This is a genomic window from Planococcus lenghuensis (genome assembly GCF_001999905.1).
In the GTDB taxonomy this organism is placed as follows: Bacteria; Bacillota; Bacilli; order Bacillales_A; family Planococcaceae; genus Indiicoccus; species Indiicoccus lenghuensis.
In genome coordinates this window covers 2,098,737-2,116,397 of the sequence record NZ_CP019640.1, presented here as the reverse complement: position 1 = coordinate 2,116,397, position 17,661 = coordinate 2,098,737, and the positions used below count along the sequence as shown (strand labels likewise).

The window sequence follows — 17,661 nt, the reverse complement described above, 5'->3', positions numbered from 1 at the left end:
AGTTTGTGCCAATAGAAAGCTTGACCGCTAGAATTGCTGGAAACTCATATTTCGGCCCAAAAAGAAGAACAATTAACAAAAGGCGATATTATGGATCTTTCGTTCGGATTTTACTCTAACTTTTAACATAAATAGAAGCCTGCAGCTTATTCGCTGCAGGCTTTTTGAATTTTTGAATTATCGTCTTGAATTGCTTTCTTCCAGGGTTTTCAGCACTTCTTCTGCTGTTTGCGGTGTTGAATCGTAATGTTCTTCCATGCTGTAGGCATGAACTTCTTCATACGCATCCCGCATTTGTTCAAGCACATACTGCTCGGAGACGGGAACCGGCGACCAGTAGAAGATGTCCATTTCACTCCGCTCGCCGGTGTCAGGATGTTTCCTCACATAGTGGATGGAAGGGGCCTTTTTAAATCCGTTGGTCTCGTAAAATTTCACTCGCTTCGCCGATGCGGGATCTTCTTCGGAGATGGGATCCACTTCTGCTAAGACCAGTTTGCCTTTTTTCTTCAGCTGATGCATCAGCCGGCTTCCAAGCCCGGTGCCTCGGGCCGTACTTTCAATCAGCACGTAATCGATAAATACATATTGGGGTTTTTCAAAATAAATCATCGTGTGCTGAGAACTTTCTTCCAGTTTATATGCGTGAGATTTATCTCGGAACAGCTGCTTCATGTGGTTCTCGTTTTTCATTTCACGGGCAGGAAAGTATTCCCGCAGGTTTGTAAACCAGGATTCCATGGTTATCGCTCCTTTCTGAACGATTTTACGTTTTATCATACTATAGTGTATTTAACCGAAAATTCAGATCCGCAAACATTCCAATCAGCCGAAATGTTTGAGCGATTCCGGTTAAGGAAATAATAAGTAAGGTATCCATTTCGAAAATAACTCAGGAAAAGGGGTATTTAAATGACCAACGCAAAAGAAGATCAAAAATTAACAGCAATTCTGGGGTGGAGCCTGCAAGCAATCGAAGCGGCCGATAAATTGGGCCGGCCATTTGTCGTTGTCAGCACGCCGGAATTCCAGACATTTGCAGATGAAAATGATATTACGTTTGTCGCTTGGGACTTTGACAGACTGAATGAAGGTTCCGACGAATTATATGAAAAACTGAAAGCGCTAAACACAGGAGTAGCGGTACCGATTTATGAAGAGACCGTCGAATGGGCCGGCGCATTGAACGCCCGCTTCTTTGGGGATCCGCGTATCTTCAACCGCTCATTGCTGCTCCGCGATAAGGGGCTCATGAAGCGGAAAGCACAGATGGCCGGCATTAAAGTTGGCGTTTTTGAAGAAGCGCACAGTAAAGACGACATTTACCGCTTTATGAAGCGCGTTAACGAAGCGTTGATCAAGATCGATGGCGACACGAACGACCCGATCCACATCAAGCCGCTCAATAAAGCAGGGACTGTGGGACATGTAGTTGTCCGGGATGCTTCTGATATCGATAAAGTCACCGACAGTGATTTTCCGTATCTTATGGAAAGTCACTTGGACGGACAGGAATTCTCGGTCGAGGCATTTATTTATGACGGGAAGATCAAATTCCTGAACATTACCGAATATGTGAAACTCGGCTATTCCAACTTCGTGCCGGCATCGCCATCGCTCGAAAAGTACCGGCCGCAGATTCATAAAGCCGTTCAGCAGCTTGTTGATGCATTTGAAATTAAATACGGGGTCATTCACCCGGAATATTTCATTTCGCATGACGGCACACTGAACTTCGGTGAAGTGGCAGCCCGCGTACCAGGCGGCCATATTTTCGAATTGATCGAACGCGCCTATGGCTTCAGTCCGTTCCAGGCGCAGATCATGTGCAGTGATCCGGCGACACCGGAAGAAGAAATCGATGCATTCTTCCCGGAAGAAGTAACCTCTTCCAAAGGATATGCAGGAAGCCTGATGGTGTATCCGCGCGTCCGGCTGATCGAAAAACTCGATGTTCCGGAAGAATTGAAAAACGATCCGTATTTCCTCAAGCATGACCTGTTCCTGCCGAACACGACAAAAGTGGCGGACCGCGTCGGATTCGGTAACCATTACGGAACGCTGTTCTTTTTCGGCGACGACAGCGACCGCATGAGAGAACTGCTTGAGCAATATGAAGAGTACGACTTCTATCATTAATTACGTGGAGGAATTTGAATGGCGACAGAATTGACTTCTCAGCAAAGTAAATTCGAAGAGGCCTTGCATACGCTTGATCAAGCAAGGCCCTTCGCGAAAAGCATGTACCAGACGAGTGTCTTCCAGATTGCGACCGATCTTGCCGCGACCGAAGAAGGAATTGAAATTCTTGCGGATTACGCGCATGAATTCGATAAAGCCGGCGTATTCCATGGCGGACCATGGGCGGACGCGTCAAAACTTGAACCGCAATTCGTCGGCGGCTCTCTGCGTGTCAGAGGCATTAATTCCATTGCGGAATTACTGAGTGAATTGCGGATGCTGTCGATTGCAGAAGGCAAATATGAGCATCCCGAGATTCCGGCGAACGATGCGGCAAGCTTCCTCAACGAAGTGCTCGCACTGAACCTGGATCTGCTGTTTCCGCCTGAAACGGAAGAAGCCCGCGTCAACAGCGGGGAACATATCGACCGGGCGGAGCGGCTGTTCCGGTTTCTCGGCAGCCGCCTTTCTTATAAAGCGGTCGCTGAGCAGATCGTTGATGAAATCGAACGGCTGACGGTCCAGCGGCCAATTATGGTCGGGCGGATCATCACGATGATTCAGACTGCGACACAGATGCTTGATGAAAATATCGAGGAAACGACAAAAGCAAAGCTGCTGGCATTTGAAAAAGCCAGTAAATCCCCGACCCCGCTCAGTGAAAAGTATCCGGATCCGAAAGAGTACCGGAAACATTTGCTGGAAGCGGACGAAGCGACACTCCGGCAGGAAGCAACAGCCTTTGCTGAGGCGATCCAGTCAACCGGGCTTGTGGCACCATCCGCGGCGATCCTGATCCGGTATCTGAACCGGAAACATCCGAACCTGATTCCGGAAATGTTGAGCCTGACTGAGACCGGGATCGCCAGCTATAACGCCAGCATTGATTTGGTCCGGGATATCATTCAGCTCGCGGTCCATCCGCAGACGAGCCGCGTCATTTACGGGCTGTCCCGGATGCTCGACCGTGGCGTCCTGACGCAGGAAACGCTCCTGCCGTCCATCCGTCGTCTGCTGGAAATCGATATCCTGCCGGAAGTGAAGAAGCTGCTGATGAAGCCCGAGTTCAGAAAAGGCGGCATCACCGCAAACGGCATCCTGGTGGGCGGCGTTGTCAGCGTGCTCGGCCAGCCGCTCGGTGTCGGTCAGGGACTGAACCCGACATGCCAATCAGCTCGCGGAATCAGTCTGTGGGCGCAGTTCGGCATCGGTCAGCTGCTCGAGTACATTGCCCGGGCAGTCCGGGATAATAGTATCGATATGGTGTTCGAAGGTGATACCATCGATTCCAGCCTGCTTGAAGGCGGCGTGGCGGAAGAGATCCATCAGGAACTGGACCCGGTATCCATCGTGCTTGTGCCGCATCTTGACAAAATCTATAACGAAATGATGAAGCGGACGTTGCTTCGCGGAGAAGACGGCCATAAATGGGTCAATCCGGAATTTTACGGCGAGTGGATCAACCGCGGCTTTGCCAATATCATCGATCCGCTGACCGGTTTCGTAAATGATTATGAATCCTTTGTCCGGCTGTTCTATGCAACCCATCATCCGGATTATAACGAAGGATACGAAATGATTTATCCGAATCCAGTCGGTATTTATATCACGAATGTCCATGGGCGCCTTCTGGGACTCCACGCTGTTTCGATTCAGCGGATTGCCCAGGGACCTCATGGCGAATACCGGGTGTACTTCTACAATCCGAACAATGACAGCGGTCAAAATTGGGGACAGGGAATTGAGACGAGCGTACAGGGCAATGATGAGCTGGAGGGCGAGTCATCACTGCCGTTCAATCAATTCACTTCCCGCATGTATGCTTTTCACTACAACCAGTACGAGATGGGTGAAACCATCATGGTGGAAGACGAAGACGTTCAGGAAATTGAACAGCTCGCGCGTGAAAGCTGGGGCAAAGCATATAATTGGATGCAATAAGCAAAACACAAAAAGGCAGCATGAGGAATTCTCCTCTGCTGCCTTTAATTTTTTGTTAAGAATGATTTTCTGCTTCCAACCGGACGACATGGGCTGCCTGAGGACCGCGGTTTCCTTCCACAATTTCGAATGTGACGGTCTGCCCTTCATCTAAACTGCGGTACCCTTCGCTCTCAATACCTGTGAAGTGAACAAAAACATCATTCCCATCCGAACATTCAATGAACCCATAGCCCTTTTCATTGTTGAACCATTTTACTGTTCCTTGATACATGACCGTCCCCCCAAATGAGCGAATTCGAGTATTGCAGTCAGAAGCTGAGTGATGGTTTACCAACTAACTATACAGAACTTCAAGGATCGCGTCAATAAGTAGTCAGAAATTTTAATCTTTTTATGAGCTATATGAAACGCAGTATTGTTTTTCTTTTTTGGTTCGTTACAAGGCTTGTACTTGATTGAGAGAAATCGCTTCAGGCAGACGCTTTCTTATGTTCAGTCAAGTGTTTTTCTGCTTCCTTTTTCGGAAAATAGGTAAGGGAGACGTGCGACCGGTTGCTTTCTGTTCCGGTGCCCGCTTTCCGCGGGCTCGCGCCCGAGTCTCCTCGCTCACTGCGCTCCCTGCGGGGCCTCGGGCGTCTCGCTGATCCGCAGGAGTCGTGCACCTGCACTTCAAGCAATCTGGAACCCCTGAAAATGGGCCTGCTGGAATGATCATGAAGATACCCCGTACCAGTGCGTCCATGGGAGAGGCAGCGAATCAGGCAGGGTTCCCTGCCTGATTCGTTTGCGACGAGCTTGCGCAGGAGCAGAAGTTTTTCCGTAAGACTGGCGGGTTTTTCCAAGCTTGCGGAAAGCGCCCGCTTGAAGTGATTTCTTCATGTCAAGTACAGACTTTGGTGAAGAGCCGTTTTTTGATAAAGCCTTTTTTATAGAACTAAGTCTTTCGGTCAGAAACGAAATCCACAGTATGCCGTTTGCATAGGGATGGCGCAAACTTGTTATAATAGGTGCCGGAAGCCATTATAGACAGAGGGTGTATAAACTTGTTCCGCAATTTACGGAATAAGGGCCAGCGGGCAGTCAAGTCACAGCATGAAGGAGTATATTCATGAATGAAGCGATTTTGCAGCAATGCATGAAAGCGGTAAAGGCCATATACGATACATTTGATGCAAGCCATGACTGGCAGCATATTGAACGGGTCCGGAATAATGCGCGGGCCATTTTAAAGACGGAAGAAGGAGATCCGTTCATTGTGGAGCTGGCTGTGCTGCTGCATGATGTATCGGATAAGAAATATACGCGAAAAGGGGAAGATCCGGAAACGGAAATACTGGAGCAGCTGGATCTCAGTGACCGGGACAAGGAACGGATTCGGAACATCATCCGATCCGTTTCATTCAACGGTGGCAATGAAGAGAAGGCCACATCGATTGAAGCTGCCATCGTGCGGGATGCCGACCGGCTGGATGCCATCGGTGCAGTCGGAATTGCCCGGACGTTCGCATACGGCGGGGCAAAAGGACGGAAACTGTACGATTTGGATGAAAAGCCCCGGACCGCGATGACAGCAGAAGAATACCGGACGAAAGAAACAGCCAGCGTAACGCATTTTCACGAGAAACTTCTGCTCCTGAAAGACAAAATGCTGACGGAAGCCGGCAAGCGGCTGGCGCAGGATCGGCATCAATTTATGGTATCCTATTTACAGCAACTACAAAACGAATTGGATGGAAACGCATGAGTCATTTAAATATAACCAATCTGACGAAAACAGTCGGGGCAAAAACATTATTCGAAAACATCGGTTTTTCGCTTGTACCAGGTGAACGTGCCGGGTTGATCGGTGTGAACGGAACCGGAAAATCCACGTTATTATCAATCATTGCCGGGGATGCGGATGCGGATTCAATCGATGTTGATCACCCGAAGCAATACCGTGTGACATATTTGCCGCAAGATCCGGTCTTTGCGGAGGGACAAACTGTGCTTGAAGCTGTGTTCTCCGGAGAATCACCGGTGCTGACCTTGAACCGGCAATATGAGGCGGCGCTCCAGCGGATGATGATTGATTCGTCGTCTGCTGAGCTGCAGGACGACCTGTTGAAATTGCAGAGCGAAATGGAACAGCACAATGCGTGGGATATCAATGCATTGGCCAAGACCGCATTGACGAAACTTGGCATCGACATGTTTGACCGGGAAATCTCCGAACTGTCAGGCGGGCAGCAAAAGCGGGTGGCGCTCGCCAAAACGCTTGTCGAACCGGCGGATCTCATTCTGCTGGATGAGCCGACGAACCACCTGGATGCTGAATCGGCGGAGTGGCTGCAAGAGACGCTGACGCGTATGAATTCTGCGATGCTGTTCGTCACGCACGACCGCTATTTTCTGGATGCTGTGTCCACTCATATCTTCGAACTTGCGGATAAGACGCTGTACACGCATAAAGGGAATTATGGAGATTATTTGGAAGCAAGAGCTGCACGGGAGGAATCGGAAGCGGCAACCCGTCAAAAGCTGGAAAATCGGTTCCGTTCTGAACTGAAATGGATCCGGCGGGGAGCGAAAGCGCGAACAACGAAACAGAAAGCCCGGATTCAGCGTTTTGAAAAGCTCCAGGAGGACGTAAGTTCAACGGCTGATAACACATCGCTCGATCTTGGGCTGACCGGGAGCCGGCTCGGTAAAAAAGTGATTGAAGGAGAGGGTCTGCGTGTTGCGTATGGCGATCGCGTTATTTTTTCTGATGTTAGTTTTCTTCTCCAAGCCGGCGATCGTATCGGGATTATCGGCCCGAACGGAGCGGGAAAATCGACGCTTATGAAACTGCTGGCCGGTGAGGTTCAACCGGATGCCGGCACGCTTGACTATGGCAGTACCGTGAAAATTGCGCATTTCACCCAGCACTTGCCGAAAATGGATGAATCCCAGCGCATTATCGATTACGTAAGGGAAACGTCGAACGATATTGAAACAGCAAAAGGCGTCCGCGTGTCGGCGGTGCAGATGCTTGAGCGGTTCCTTTTCCAGCCTAACGCCCACGGGACGCAGATCGGCAAGCTGTCGGGCGGGGAGCGAAAAAGGTTGTATTTGCTGAAATTACTGATGGAACAGCCAAATGTCCTGCTTCTGGATGAGCCGACCAACGACTTGGATATTCAGACATTATCTGTTCTCGAGGAATTCCTGGAAGGTTTCCCCGGCGTTGTGATCGCGATTTCCCACGACCGGTTTTTCCTTGACCGGGTTGCCGGAAAATTGTGGGCGGTCAAAGATGGTCAAGTTGAAGAATACCTCGGACTTTACTCTGATTTTATTCGCGAGAAACCGGAACCGGTTGCGATAGAACCGAAAAAAACGCAGCCCGTCCGGGAAAAAACGCAGAAAAAAGTTTCTTACAAGGAAAAAATAGAATGGGAAACCATCCATGAACGCATTGAACAGACCGAGCAGGCAATTGAAGAAGCGGAAGCGAAAATGGGGACGCTCGGTTCCGATTTTACCGCGCTGCAGGAGCTGCAAGCGCAAATTGACGAACTGAATGCTGAGTACGAGGAATTGATCGAGCGCTGGTCATATCTTCAGGAATTGATGGAAACGCAATAAATTCAACACAGGGGGACTATTAATGAAAATCATAACGATTGAACCGACACCGAGCCCGAATACGATGAAAGTGGTCATTGACCAGGAATTGCCTTTCGGAAAGAGCCATAACTATAAACCGGAAACCGTTGAAGGGGCGCCGGAGCAGATTCAGGCCCTCTTTACGATCGATGGGGTCAAAGGCATTTATCATGTAGCGGATTTCCTGGCAGTGGAACGCAACGCAAAATACGACTGGGAAGGTATTCTTGCGGAAGTGCGCCGCGTATTCGGCGAAGGGGACGGAGCGGAAGAAAACGTTGAGATCGACGAGCATTACGGCGAAGTATACGTCCATGTGCAGCAATTCAAAGGTATTCCGCTTCAAGTGAAAGTATTCGACAATCAGTCCGAAGAGCGCTTTGGGATGCCGGAGCGTTTCGTGCAGGCGATGAACGCAGTAATGGGCGATGACGAGGAGAATTACATTTTCCAGCGCAAATGGGCGGATTACGGCGTCCGCTACGGAGAAAAAGCGGAAATTGGCGAAAATGTCCTTCGGGAAATCGAGGCGGCTTATCCGCAGGAGCGACTCGATTCACTGATTGAGAAAGAACAAAATGGACAGCCGGAAACAGCAGCGCGCGGCCGGAAAGTGACCTTGGAAGAATTCGATGTGCCGGATTGGGAAACGCGCTTCCAGCTGCTCGATCAGCTGCCGGATCCGGACGAGTCCGACCTGCCGCTCCTTGCCAAAGCGCTTGACGATGAAAAGATGTCCATCCGCCGCCTCGCCGCCGTGTACCTCGGCATGATCGAGGATAAAGCGGTTGTTCCTTATCTGGAACAGGCTTTGAACGATAAAAGTGCATCCGTCAGACGGACTGCCGGCGACTGCATCAGCGATCTTGGATTCGAAGAATTTGAAGATGCCATGATCGAATCGCTCGGCGACCGAAATAAACTCGTGCGCTGGCGCGCAGCGATGTTCCTTTATGAAACGGGGACAGAGAAAGCATTGCCGGCATTGAAAGCGGCTGAAGACGATAAGGAATTTGAAGTGAAGCTTCAAGTGAAAATGGCCATCGCCCGCATCGAAGGCGGCGAAGAAGCGAAAGGCTCGGTCTGGCGTCAGATGACCGAAGCGAGACAAGCGGCGAAAAACAATTAAAGACTGGCTGAGGGGCTGTCTGACAAGCCCTGCTGAATCAAAAATGGGGAGAGAATAACCGACGGGTTTTCTCTCCCTGTTTTTTTAAAACGCGGAACCGGCACTGCCTGAAAGTCACGATTCATGATCTTTCGGAACCGTCCCTTTTCATGACGGCAACACCGGCTGAATCCGGCATTTCATTGCGTATTTAGCCAAAAATGTTTGAAAGGAAGGGATAAGCAGGAATTACAGGGGGAAAGGAGGCAATCATGATGAATGATAAAATATATACAATTGAGTTGCTGTATCAAGGGAAATACGAATCATGGGATTTCAAGGATCCCGTCGCAAGGAACGATTTATTCACCAAAGCCAAGGAGAAATTTTCGGAGTTCTCCCTCGATGAAGAAAATGAAGATATTGATGATTTGGCGATTGTGCAGTTGTCTGCAAGCAGTTTGCGGGTGAAAGAAGATGGGGATGTGGCGCAGCGCGTACCATATGAATGGTTCGAAGGCCGGGTGTTCAGGGATATGCTCGCGTTCATTAACGAAGATTATAATAATATGAAATAAGTGTCAGGATTTTTGCAATTCCATGTTTGCGGTTTTTTTGCTGTGAATAAGGGAAAAGGACGAATAACAACACAACTTCTGATAGCCACTCATGCTGAATCTTCTTTGTTGCATATACCAAAGAGGATTTTGCGGGAGGTGATTATCATGAAGAAAATTCAAGGTATTGAAAACTTGCTTTGTTATTTGGCGTTGGCAGGATTTCCGCTGACGGAAGAGCAGGTGACTCACTTGCTGGCGGATAAGAAACTTCCGCACATCCGATATGGTCACGTGACACTGTTTTATGAGGATCACATTGACTGGTGGGTTCGCCAGCAAAAGCGAAAAGCAATGAAGGAATAGCCCATGCGACAGCAGGGCTATTCCTTTGCCAGGAATTCCGCTGATCCGGAAAGCGGAATCAAATAGGAGGCCGATAGGAAATGCTGGACAGACTGAAGAACCACCCGACAAGCAAAGGAAAACCGGTTAACGAATACTTATTTGAAAAGCATGCCAACGGGGAATGGGATACGATCGAAAATGATGTCATTTTTACAGAGCCTTCGGTCGGTGTGCCGGTCACGTATAAATGGACGCTTACCGATACGGGTATCGAAGCGGCAAACAGTCAGGCTGCTGAATTGACACCCGACCTGCATAATCGGTCGGAAATTGTGACTGAGCGCCGCACCGTCATTCCAGCCGATCAATTGGGGCTCTATGATTTCGTCAGATTCCAAGTCAACATGCATGGCGATATGGCGCTGGCATTGAAGGAAGCCACCATCAAATATGATGTAAATCTCGAACAGGCAAAAGAGATTTACACGGCGACCGAAAAACATTTGTACGAGCGAAGCTAAAGTTGAATAGGAGAGGGCCGGCTAGTTTTTGCTCAATCGATCTCATGTAAGATGAGCTGAAGAATTTACATGCGAAATACTCCGGCTGCTCAGAGGGGCAAAACTAGGTATGCTTGCCACTTCGTTTTCAGTGCAGATAACTTATTGCACCTGTGAGCCAAGCCCGCCAGAAGCCTGGCTGTTTGGTGACGTATCAACCATGATAAATCATTAGTTCAACTTACATAGGAGGGATGCTGGCATGAGGATTAGAATGTTAAGCGTTGGTATACTGACAATGTTTGCACTCACCGCCTGCGGAGAGGAAGCGGAACCGGTCGGGGAACCGCCAATCGAAGAGGAACCTGCAGAAGAAGCACCGCTTGAAGAGGAAGGTGTTGAAGAAGAACCGGCTGAAGAAGAAATCGCCGAAGAAGAGCCGGTTGAAGAGGAGCCTGCAGAAGAGGTAGAAGAAGCGCTCAATGATCAAATACCTGAAGGATTGGAAGCGGAGATCATAGAAGAGGCGATTGAGGCGGACTACGAGATGCTGACAGCAGGAGAGTATGGGGAAGAAGTGCTTTATGTGGCAGGAGAAGTAAGCGAAGTGGAGAATGAGCAGGTAGGCGGTGCGACATTCACATTGGAAACGGATGAAGGCCCATTGGTGATTACCAATATGTCTGAGACCGAAGTGGCAGAAGGCGATCATATCACCACATACGGAACGTACGGCGGTGAAGATGAGGCGTCAGCATTGCCGAATATCATTGCGACCGTCATAACAGGCGTTGCTGAAAAAGACGATGTGGATACTGGTTCTTGATAAAACAGAAGGAGGGGCCGCCACAATGCTGGAGAAACTGAAAACCCACCCTGTTGATGGAGGGAAATCACTGGATAAATTATTGGCTGAACGGCATACACACGGTAAATGGGAAGCTTCAGGGAATGACCTGATATATATCGAAAAAACTACAGGTCTGCCGGTGGAATATAGATGGACGGTGGCCGGCGCGGAAGTGGAAGTGGCCAATGGCAATGCTGCACGCGTCACGCCGGATTTACACAGGAAGTCAAGGATCGTGGACGAACGCCGGACAAATATTTCTCCAAATGATTTAAGTCTGTATGATTTCATCAGCATTGAATTCGGCATGCATGGGGATATGCAGCTCGCGCTGAAAGAAGCGGCGTTTCGTTATCAGGTGACGGAAGAACAGGCTAAACAAATCTACTTGGATACAGAAAAGCACCTGTATGAATGATCGGGCGAAGCAAGGCTGATGTGCAACTTAAGAAAGGCGGTTATTGAAATGAAAATCAAAGTTATAATGGGCAGCGGCAAGGAATATATGACGGAGCGATACGGTTCGATTGATGAGTTTCTGTCATCGGCGTCAGGTAATTCCAGAAGAATCAATTACACGTTTTTGGATGAAGCAGAGACCATTTTCATTAACGGCGACAATATTTCGTCGCTGGAAATCATAAAAGAGTAAAAGCAGCATGGCGTCCATTGGGCGCTTTTTTATTTGTTTTCTTGTGATTGCTGAGAGCCTGTGACCCTGTGACTCGTAGCCAACTAGCTGTTGTTATCGATCGATTTCTGGATAAGTAAGAACTCTGTAAAAAAGAATACTGAAGAAGTGAGAGAATCTATCCAGAAAGCTCATGAGCAATGACCTTTCCGAGAAATCTTTTTTAGTTGATCGTCTTTAGCTGATGTCTAGCCCGCCGGACGCTTTCCGCGGGCGCAGCTTCAGCCGCTTCCCTCGCTTATGCTCGGTCCAGGGTCTTCGGTCTGCGCTGGTTCCGCTGGAGTCGCCGCCGGTCCTGCCCATCATCTCTCCCGTCAGGTAAATTAACTAACAATAATGAAATGACTGCTTCTGTTCAAGGGTGTCGGCCTTATCCGGGGAACGGCCGACCGCCGTTCCACCCGAAATTGATACTTAAGGTCATTCTTTACGCCTACGCCCCCAAAAATCTACTCCTGTTGTCGCATTGCCACGATGCTTTATGAAAACCTTCAGCAATCTGGCTGACGTTGATGCAGAAGGCGTATTTCTGTACCATCCGATTAGTTAAAACGAAATTCAGCATTGTACAATAGAAGAAAGGACGGCGTGGAAGGCCAGACGAACGACACACTCGGACGCACGCTGTATGAAGTACCCTCGCTCTGGGCAAATGGCATCTCTTCGGAGTGCTTTTGTCGTGAACTCTCCATTGTTTACAGTTTCTTTTAAAGGTAGACTGTAAATAAATGGAGGAGTGGTAGGTGTGTTCAAAGCTGTAGTTTTACTTACAATTATCTCATTTGTCGCGTTGTTATTGGTCATACTCGTCAAAGATTGGCGCAGCAAGATTGGAGTTGCACTTACAGGAGCTATGTTCGCTACGAGCCTTGCCGCTGTATTCATCATCGGAGATCCGCCGACAGAGACGCCAGCGGAGACACCAGCGAATCTTGAAGAAGAGAACGATGTTTATTCTTATGAAGAATTACAAAACGGTACCATTAAAGAAGGGACAATGGTAGAAGTGAAAGGTGAAGCGGTTTCTTCGGGCAATGAGACAATCCCAGATGGATATGTGTTTACTCTGAAAACTCCTAAAGGTGGCTATCATGTATTGAATTCAGCCGGAAAGGAAATCAGCAACGGAGAATCGATAACAATTCGCGGTATATATAACGGGCCGGCATATAATGATTTCCCAGCGATAAATGCACAGAGTATCGAATGATGATTACACAAAACCCACATCATTTGATGTGGGTTTTAATATGCCACAAGAAGCGGATAGCGTGAAAGAGATGACACGGAATGGCGAGAGGGAAGTACCAGGAGTGGTTGACAGAAGAGGGGCTTCTTAAGCTAGAGGGCTGGGCACGAGACGGTCTGATGGATGAGCAGATTGATCAGAATATGGGGACAGGCAGACAACCGCTGTATGACTGGAAGAACAAATATCTCAGATATACCCGACGCCTTAAAAAAGAAGGAAGGAAGTCGTAGACCGCCAAGTGGAGAATGCTTTGCTGAAGCGGGTACTTGGCTATAACTATGAAGAGAAGACGCTGGAACTGCTAGCGAATAGTGAGCGGCAGAAAGCGAGAGTAGAAGCTATGAAAGACTTCGATTATAATTTTAATTAAAATTGAGAGGGGTGTCCCGGAAGGTCACAAGTAGCGGAACAGGCAAAGAAAGCCTGCTTCGTGAGTGCACTCATGAAAGAATTGTAAGAACTACTGAGTATAAATAGAATAAAGAGCTCTCTACCTGCTTATAATGCACAGTATGGCTGCAAACCAATGACCGGCTTGCGGCAATATCGAAATCTCTTTCTGCAGGCGTATGTACATCTCTTCTAATTCCGCCATATTCTTTTCAGCCTGTTCCGTTGTAATTGAATCTAGTTCCACGGCACCCATCGTCTGCTTCCATACAGCATCCCATGCCGGATAAAATTCAGCGGCGATTCGATCTACTTCCGGTTGAATAACGGTTAGGTAATACTCTTTGTCTGCCAAGGCGGGTTCTATTGACGTCTCAGGATTTTTTCCTCGACTGGCTCCTCTTCTAAAACCGGTTTTTCAGCTGGCGGTTCTTCGACGATCGATTCTTTTACAGAATCATCTTCTGCAGCGTCAGCCGCTTCTTCAATAGCGGGCTCTTCCTCAAGGGGTTCTTCAGTAGCTGCTTCTTCCATTTGGACTTCCTCGGTTACCGGTTCAGCCACTCCGGGTGTGTCGTCCGCACAGGCAGCCAAAAGGCTGATGCTTAATAAATAAGCGACTAATAATTTTTGACTCACAACATCCACTCCTTGTTTCCAGTATATGGGAAGTGCTGGACAGAAGATAAGAAGTTTCGGTCGATAAGATTCAACAGAAGGGATGGGAGGTGATCGGTGGATCGAAAAATAACAGAAAACTAACAAACGAAACGGCAGACTGCGAAAAATAGCGAAAGTAATGTATACTTTTAAGTAGAAACAACCCTATCTAAACCAAGGGAAATAAAAGGATATGAAAGGCTGTGAAAGCATGAACGCATACGAAGAGTACATGAAAGGCATCGTCGGACCGATGCGGGAGGAATTGACCTCCAATGGATTCACCGAACTGACGACGGCAGAGGATGTCAATGGCCATGTGGCAGAAGCACAAGGAACAAGCCTGGTCGTCATCAATTCGGTCTGCGGCTGTGCAGCAGGACTTGCGCGCCCGGGTGTCATTGAAGCGCTGGAAGCAACCGATCATAAACCGGATCACCTCGTAACGGTATTCGCAGGTCAGGATAAGGAAGCAACTGCACAGATGCGCAGTTACTTTGAGGAAGTTCCTCCGTCTTCGCCATCCGTTGCCGTGCTGAAGGACGGCCAGCTCGCGGCATTCATCCCAAGAGAGCATATCGAGGGATATTCCGTGGAAGATGTCCGGGACAAAGTCCGGTTCGCATTAGAGGAAACTGCTGCAAAATGAAAACTGTTGTGACGACCGCTTACCGGCTGACACCGGAAACTTCAGCTGACGCCCGGCAAATCGCCAGCGAACTAGGACTGATATTCGTTGAACGCCGAAAAAAATCGATCGGCAAAATTCAGGCAGAAACGGGTGCCGATGTTGTAGCGGTGACAAAAGAACGGCTCGAATTTTACCTGCGCGGTAAAACGGAGCCGTTCTTTTTCCATCCGAGTTCTGCCGCCTTCCGCACGCGGCGGCCGCTTGAAGAAGATCCGCTCGTCTCTGTTTCCGGTCTGGCGCCGGGGGATGCGTTTCTGGATTGCACGCTGGGCATGGGCTCTGATGCCATTGTCGCTTCGGCCCGGGTCGGGGCAGCTGGCCGTGTAACCGGATGTGAAGCAAATCCGATCATCGCCTACATCGTACAGCGGGGCCTGCGAATCTACACCGAGCTGGCGCATTTGATCGAGCCGATGCGGCGAATACAGGTCGTGCAGGCAGATGCGACAACCTATTTGGCTTCTTTGCCCGATGAATCGGTCGATGTGGTTTATATGGATCCGATGTTCACAGAGCCTATTGCGGGTGCAGCGAATTTCGAAGTATTCCGGGATGCCGCCGCGGTTGATCAGCTGTCGGCGCTCTGGGTCCGCGAGGCGAGACGGGTCGCCCGGAAATCGATTGTTCTGAAAGCCCATTTTCGATCGGAAGACTTTGAAAAATACGGATTCGAACGGCGCGTCCGACCGAATACGAAATTCCACTACGGCGTCATCAGGTAATAAAGAGCGATTCCGTATGAACCGGCATAGAGATTCAGCGATGAAAAACAATGAAACCCATGCCGTTTCTGCAGTCATTCTGCAGAAACGGCATGGGTTTCTTCTTTGGGGAGATATCAGCTTCATTCAGAAGCTATTTATCAATGCGTAAAGTTCAATGAAATCAAATAGAGCAGAAGCGCAAGAAATCCGATGCTGATGATAAGTGACGAATCCATGAAATTTTCCTCCTTTTCTAAAAAAACAGGGCTTATATCATGACTTTATTGTACAATGAAAGCATTGAAGATGAAACCTTCAGCTGAAAGAAAAGCCTGTCCCAGCTGGCAGGTTTCCTAAAATGTTCAAAAAGCAGGTGGCAGAAGTGAAAAACTGGTGGCAGAAATCGCTCGTTATAACAGTCGCGCTCGCAACGTTCGGCGTCATTTCTCCGAATCATGCGATTTGGGAAAACTTCCTCGATGAAAAAGAACCGTCAAAAGTTGCGTCAGCTGATTATGTCAGTCCGTACGAAGCCGAATGGGCGGATCCTTCCAAGTACTGGGTAACGGATGAAATGATTGTGGAATCGATGCATCAATCAGCTGAAGAACAATCTTATGTGAAATTCGGTTCGCGCATCGGACCGGTGATCCGACCGGATTTCGATACCGTCATTTTCCCCAAAATTCAGCAGGCAATCGATGAATATACCGCATTTCTGGACAGTCAACACCTCCGGCGGCTGTCGGTAAGCGAAAATCCGTCCGGCAACCACTCAGAAAAGATTTTCCATATCTATGACTCAGAAAGCGGAGAAGATCTTTTGCGGTTCCATGTCCGGACAGAAAAGAAACCGCTGGAAGGCTATTCCTTCAATTTCCATTACCACGCAGCAGCTGATAATTTCGAATCCCATCATTCGGTCGGAGACATTTTCTGGTCGAAAAATACACCGCCGAAATGGCTCTCTTAAGCTTCCGCAAAACGGGAGCTTTTGTGTTTCAAAAATTATTAAGACAATCTTTGGAAAGACAAAATGCTATTAATGCTACTTTGCATGAACAGATAAGAAACTTGAGTGATAAAGTGAAAAAACTGACTTAGCCCCTACAAAAATTAGCTTTTTCAGCTATAATGGATAAGGTGAAAAACTATTGGAGTGAAGTGAAATGTCAAATAAATCAGAACAAACATACTTGGATTTTTTACAATACGTCCTGGAGAATGGTGTGAAAAAGGAAGATCGGACGGGTACAGGAACTCTCAGTGTATTCGGTTATCAAATGCGTTTTGATCTGTCACAAGGGTTTCCTTTATTCACAACAAAGCGCACGCCCTTCCGACTGATTGCAAGTGAATTATTATGGTTTATAAAAGGGGATACCAATATCCGCTATTTGCTCCAACACAATAACCACATATGGGATGAGTGGGCATTTAAGAAGTGGATTGAATCCGACGAATATAACGGTCCAGATATGACGGACTTTGGCAATAGATGCTTGGTGGATGAAGAATTCAATGAGGTATATAAGATAGAAATGGAAGCATTCTGTGAACGTATACTGACGGATGACAGGTTTGCAGAGAAGTTTGGGGATTTAGGTAATGTTTACGGGAAACAATGGCGCAACTGGACGGCTTCAACAGGTGAGTCGATTGATCAGTTGAAAGACGTCATTAACCAAATTAAAACAAATCCAGATTCCCGTCGGTTAATTGTGAATGCATGGAACCCAGAAGATGTTGTGAATGCTGGCGCTAAAGGAAGCAAAGCCGCTCTGCCGCCTTGTCATGTGATGTTCCAGTTTTATGTGGCGAACGGTAAGTTGAGTTGCCACTTAACGCAGCGCAGCGCCGATTCTTTCCTTGGGGCAAATTTCAATATCCCGTCGTATGCGTTACTTACATATTTGATCGCCAGGGAATGTGATTTGGAAGTCGGGGAATTCGTGTATAGCCTTGGCGACGCGCATATCTATTCAAACCATATCGAACAAGTGAAAGAGCAATTATCACGCGACATACGTGAACTGCCAACGTTAAAAATTAATCCAAGCAAGCACTCAGTCTTTGATATTGAGATGGAGGATTTGACGATCGAAGGGTATAATCCGCATCCCTCTATAAAAGCTCCAATAGCGGTTTGAACCCG

At 48.2% G+C, this 17,661-nt stretch carries 22 protein-coding genes; 18 read left to right on the top strand and 4 right to left on the bottom strand.

Features of this window, described 5'->3' with window-relative positions:
- Nucleotides 1-177 precede the first annotated feature (177 nt).
- Entirely contained in the window at nt 178-741 is a 564-nt protein-coding gene (locus B0X71_RS10925) for a GNAT family N-acetyltransferase (RefSeq protein WP_077589437.1), read from the bottom strand.
- A 171-nt stretch (nt 742-912) separates the two neighbouring features.
- Between B0X71_RS10925 and B0X71_RS10920 the strand changes: the two genes are divergently transcribed.
- Both B0X71_RS10920 and B0X71_RS10915 read left to right on the top strand, forming a co-directional pair.
- Nucleotides 913-2,139 carry an ATP-grasp domain-containing protein gene (locus B0X71_RS10920; RefSeq protein ID WP_077589436.1) on the top strand — a complete coding sequence of 409 codons (1,227 nt, stop codon included), beginning with the start codon at nt 913-915 and terminating at the stop codon, nt 2,137-2,139.
- Between the two features lie 18 nt (nt 2,140-2,157).
- Nucleotides 2,158-4,122: a hypothetical protein gene (locus B0X71_RS10915; protein WP_077589435.1), complete on the top strand. Its 1,965-nt coding sequence runs from the start codon at nt 2,158-2,160 to the stop codon at nt 4,120-4,122.
- Between the two features lie 55 nt (nt 4,123-4,177).
- On the opposite strand, the gene B0X71_RS10910 is transcribed toward B0X71_RS10915, so the two are convergent.
- Nucleotides 4,178-4,396 carry a cold-shock protein gene (locus tag B0X71_RS10910; protein ID WP_077589434.1) on the bottom strand — a complete coding sequence of 73 codons (219 nt, stop codon included), beginning with the start codon at nt 4,394-4,396 and terminating at the stop codon, nt 4,178-4,180.
- Between the two features lie 837 nt (nt 4,397-5,233).
- Between B0X71_RS10910 and B0X71_RS10905 the strand changes: the two genes are divergently transcribed.
- From B0X71_RS10905 to B0X71_RS10855, 11 genes are all read left to right on the top strand, one after another.
- On the top strand, nt 5,234-5,869 hold the full coding sequence (locus B0X71_RS10905) for an HD domain-containing protein (RefSeq protein ID WP_077589433.1): 636 nt from the start codon (nt 5,234-5,236) through the stop codon (nt 5,867-5,869).
- Nucleotides 5,866-7,734: an ABC-F family ATP-binding cassette domain-containing protein gene (locus B0X71_RS10900; protein WP_077589432.1), complete on the top strand. Its 1,869-nt coding sequence runs from the start codon at nt 5,866-5,868 to the stop codon at nt 7,732-7,734. The genes B0X71_RS10905 and B0X71_RS10900 overlap by 4 nt, the downstream gene beginning before the upstream one ends.
- A 22-nt stretch (nt 7,735-7,756) precedes the next feature.
- On the top strand, nt 7,757-8,884 hold the full coding sequence (locus tag B0X71_RS10895) for a conserved virulence factor C family protein (RefSeq protein WP_077589431.1): 1,128 nt from the start codon (nt 7,757-7,759) through the stop codon (nt 8,882-8,884).
- A gap of 254 nt (nt 8,885-9,138) precedes the next feature.
- Nucleotides 9,139-9,441, top strand: a complete 303-nt coding sequence (locus B0X71_RS10890) for a hypothetical protein (RefSeq protein WP_077589430.1) — start codon at nt 9,139-9,141, stop codon at nt 9,439-9,441.
- A gap of 147 nt (nt 9,442-9,588) precedes the next feature.
- On the top strand, nt 9,589-9,786 hold the full coding sequence (locus B0X71_RS10885; RefSeq protein WP_077589429.1) for a hypothetical protein: 198 nt from the start codon (nt 9,589-9,591) through the stop codon (nt 9,784-9,786).
- 80 nt (nt 9,787-9,866) lie between these two features.
- Nucleotides 9,867-10,289, top strand: coding sequence for a hypothetical protein (locus B0X71_RS10880; RefSeq protein WP_077589428.1), 423 nt, complete (start codon nt 9,867-9,869; stop codon nt 10,287-10,289).
- Nucleotides 10,290-10,530: 241 nt separating this feature from the next.
- Nucleotides 10,531-11,094, top strand: a complete 564-nt coding sequence (locus B0X71_RS10875; protein ID WP_156889859.1) for a hypothetical protein — start codon at nt 10,531-10,533, stop codon at nt 11,092-11,094.
- 25 nt (nt 11,095-11,119) lie between these two features.
- The gene (locus B0X71_RS10870) at nt 11,120-11,536 is read left to right on the top strand and encodes a hypothetical protein (RefSeq protein WP_077589426.1); all 417 of its coding nucleotides are present in this window, start codon (nt 11,120-11,122) and stop codon (nt 11,534-11,536) included.
- A 48-nt stretch (nt 11,537-11,584) separates the two neighbouring features.
- Complete coding sequence (locus tag B0X71_RS10865) at nt 11,585-11,770, top strand: hypothetical protein (protein ID WP_077589425.1); 186 nt, start codon at nt 11,585-11,587, stop codon at nt 11,768-11,770.
- A gap of 784 nt (nt 11,771-12,554) precedes the next feature.
- Nucleotides 12,555-13,019 (top strand): hypothetical protein, encoded by a 465-nt coding sequence (locus tag B0X71_RS10860; protein ID WP_077589424.1) that lies wholly within the window; start codon nt 12,555-12,557, stop codon nt 13,017-13,019.
- Nucleotides 13,020-13,099: 80 nt separating this feature from the next.
- Nucleotides 13,100-13,291, top strand: a complete 192-nt coding sequence (locus B0X71_RS10855) for a hypothetical protein (protein ID WP_198038579.1) — start codon at nt 13,100-13,102, stop codon at nt 13,289-13,291.
- A 260-nt stretch (nt 13,292-13,551) separates the two neighbouring features.
- Here the strand turns inward: B0X71_RS10855 and B0X71_RS10850 are convergent, their stop codons facing one another.
- Together B0X71_RS10850 and B0X71_RS10845 are read right to left on the bottom strand one after the other, a co-directional pair.
- Nucleotides 13,552-13,806 (bottom strand): hypothetical protein, encoded by a 255-nt coding sequence (locus tag B0X71_RS10850; RefSeq protein WP_077589423.1) that lies wholly within the window; start codon nt 13,804-13,806, stop codon nt 13,552-13,554.
- An 8-nt stretch (nt 13,807-13,814) separates the two neighbouring features.
- Nucleotides 13,815-14,090, bottom strand: coding sequence for a hypothetical protein (locus B0X71_RS10845; protein WP_077589422.1), 276 nt, complete (start codon nt 14,088-14,090; stop codon nt 13,815-13,817).
- 232 nt (nt 14,091-14,322) lie between these two features.
- Here B0X71_RS10845 and B0X71_RS10840 point away from each other — a divergent pair, with 232 nt between their 5' ends.
- From B0X71_RS10840 to B0X71_RS10825, 5 genes are all read left to right on the top strand, one after another.
- Nucleotides 14,323-14,760, top strand: a complete 438-nt coding sequence (locus B0X71_RS10840) for a BrxA/BrxB family bacilliredoxin (protein WP_077590976.1) — start codon at nt 14,323-14,325, stop codon at nt 14,758-14,760.
- A complete protein-coding gene (locus tag B0X71_RS10835) occupies nt 14,757-15,524 on the top strand; it encodes a class I SAM-dependent methyltransferase (RefSeq protein ID WP_077589421.1) in 768 nt (255 codons plus the stop codon). Before B0X71_RS10840 ends, B0X71_RS10835 begins: the two co-directional genes overlap by 4 nt.
- 16 nt (nt 15,525-15,540) lie before the next feature.
- Nucleotides 15,541-15,675 (top strand): hypothetical protein, encoded by a 135-nt coding sequence (locus B0X71_RS21580; protein ID WP_269750080.1) that lies wholly within the window; start codon nt 15,541-15,543, stop codon nt 15,673-15,675.
- Between the two features lie 213 nt (nt 15,676-15,888).
- Entirely contained in the window at nt 15,889-16,479 is a 591-nt protein-coding gene (locus tag B0X71_RS10830) for a YpjP family protein (RefSeq protein WP_077590975.1), read from the top strand.
- A gap of 196 nt (nt 16,480-16,675) precedes the next feature.
- Nucleotides 16,676-17,656 carry a thymidylate synthase gene (locus tag B0X71_RS10825; protein ID WP_077589420.1) on the top strand — a complete coding sequence of 327 codons (981 nt, stop codon included), beginning with the start codon at nt 16,676-16,678 and terminating at the stop codon, nt 17,654-17,656.
- Nucleotides 17,657-17,661 lie beyond the last annotated feature (5 nt).

Bases quoted from the DNA above. Each gene is read 5' to 3' on its own strand.
- B0X71_RS10925 (WP_077589437.1), bottom strand. From the start codon at position 741: ATGGAATCCTGGTTTACAAACCTGCGGGAATACTTTCCTGCCCGTGAA.
- B0X71_RS10920 (WP_077589436.1), top strand. From the start codon at position 913: ATGACCAACGCAAAAGAAGATCAAAAATTAACAGCAATTCTGGGGTGG.
- B0X71_RS10915 (WP_077589435.1), top strand. From the start codon at position 2,158: ATGGCGACAGAATTGACTTCTCAGCAAAGTAAATTCGAAGAGGCCTTG.
- B0X71_RS10910 (WP_077589434.1), bottom strand. From the start codon at position 4,396: ATGTATCAAGGAACAGTAAAATGGTTCAACAATGAAAAGGGCTATGGG.
- B0X71_RS10905 (WP_077589433.1), top strand. From the start codon at position 5,234: ATGAATGAAGCGATTTTGCAGCAATGCATGAAAGCGGTAAAGGCCATA.
- B0X71_RS10900 (WP_077589432.1), top strand. From the start codon at position 5,866: ATGAGTCATTTAAATATAACCAATCTGACGAAAACAGTCGGGGCAAAA.
- B0X71_RS10895 (WP_077589431.1), top strand. From the start codon at position 7,757: ATGAAAATCATAACGATTGAACCGACACCGAGCCCGAATACGATGAAA.
- B0X71_RS10890 (WP_077589430.1), top strand. From the start codon at position 9,139: ATGAATGATAAAATATATACAATTGAGTTGCTGTATCAAGGGAAATAC.
- B0X71_RS10885 (WP_077589429.1), top strand. From the start codon at position 9,589: ATGAAGAAAATTCAAGGTATTGAAAACTTGCTTTGTTATTTGGCGTTG.
- B0X71_RS10880 (WP_077589428.1), top strand. From the start codon at position 9,867: ATGCTGGACAGACTGAAGAACCACCCGACAAGCAAAGGAAAACCGGTT.
- B0X71_RS10875 (WP_156889859.1), top strand. From the start codon at position 10,531: ATGAGGATTAGAATGTTAAGCGTTGGTATACTGACAATGTTTGCACTC.
- B0X71_RS10870 (WP_077589426.1), top strand. From the start codon at position 11,120: ATGCTGGAGAAACTGAAAACCCACCCTGTTGATGGAGGGAAATCACTG.
- B0X71_RS10865 (WP_077589425.1), top strand. From the start codon at position 11,585: ATGAAAATCAAAGTTATAATGGGCAGCGGCAAGGAATATATGACGGAG.
- B0X71_RS10855 (WP_198038579.1), top strand. From the start codon at position 13,100: ATGGCGAGAGGGAAGTACCAGGAGTGGTTGACAGAAGAGGGGCTTCTT.
- B0X71_RS10840 (WP_077590976.1), top strand. From the start codon at position 14,323: ATGAACGCATACGAAGAGTACATGAAAGGCATCGTCGGACCGATGCGG.
- B0X71_RS10835 (WP_077589421.1), top strand. From the start codon at position 14,757: ATGAAAACTGTTGTGACGACCGCTTACCGGCTGACACCGGAAACTTCA.
- B0X71_RS21580 (WP_269750080.1), top strand. From the start codon at position 15,541: ATGAACCGGCATAGAGATTCAGCGATGAAAAACAATGAAACCCATGCC.
- B0X71_RS10825 (WP_077589420.1), top strand. From the start codon at position 16,676: ATGTCAAATAAATCAGAACAAACATACTTGGATTTTTTACAATACGTC.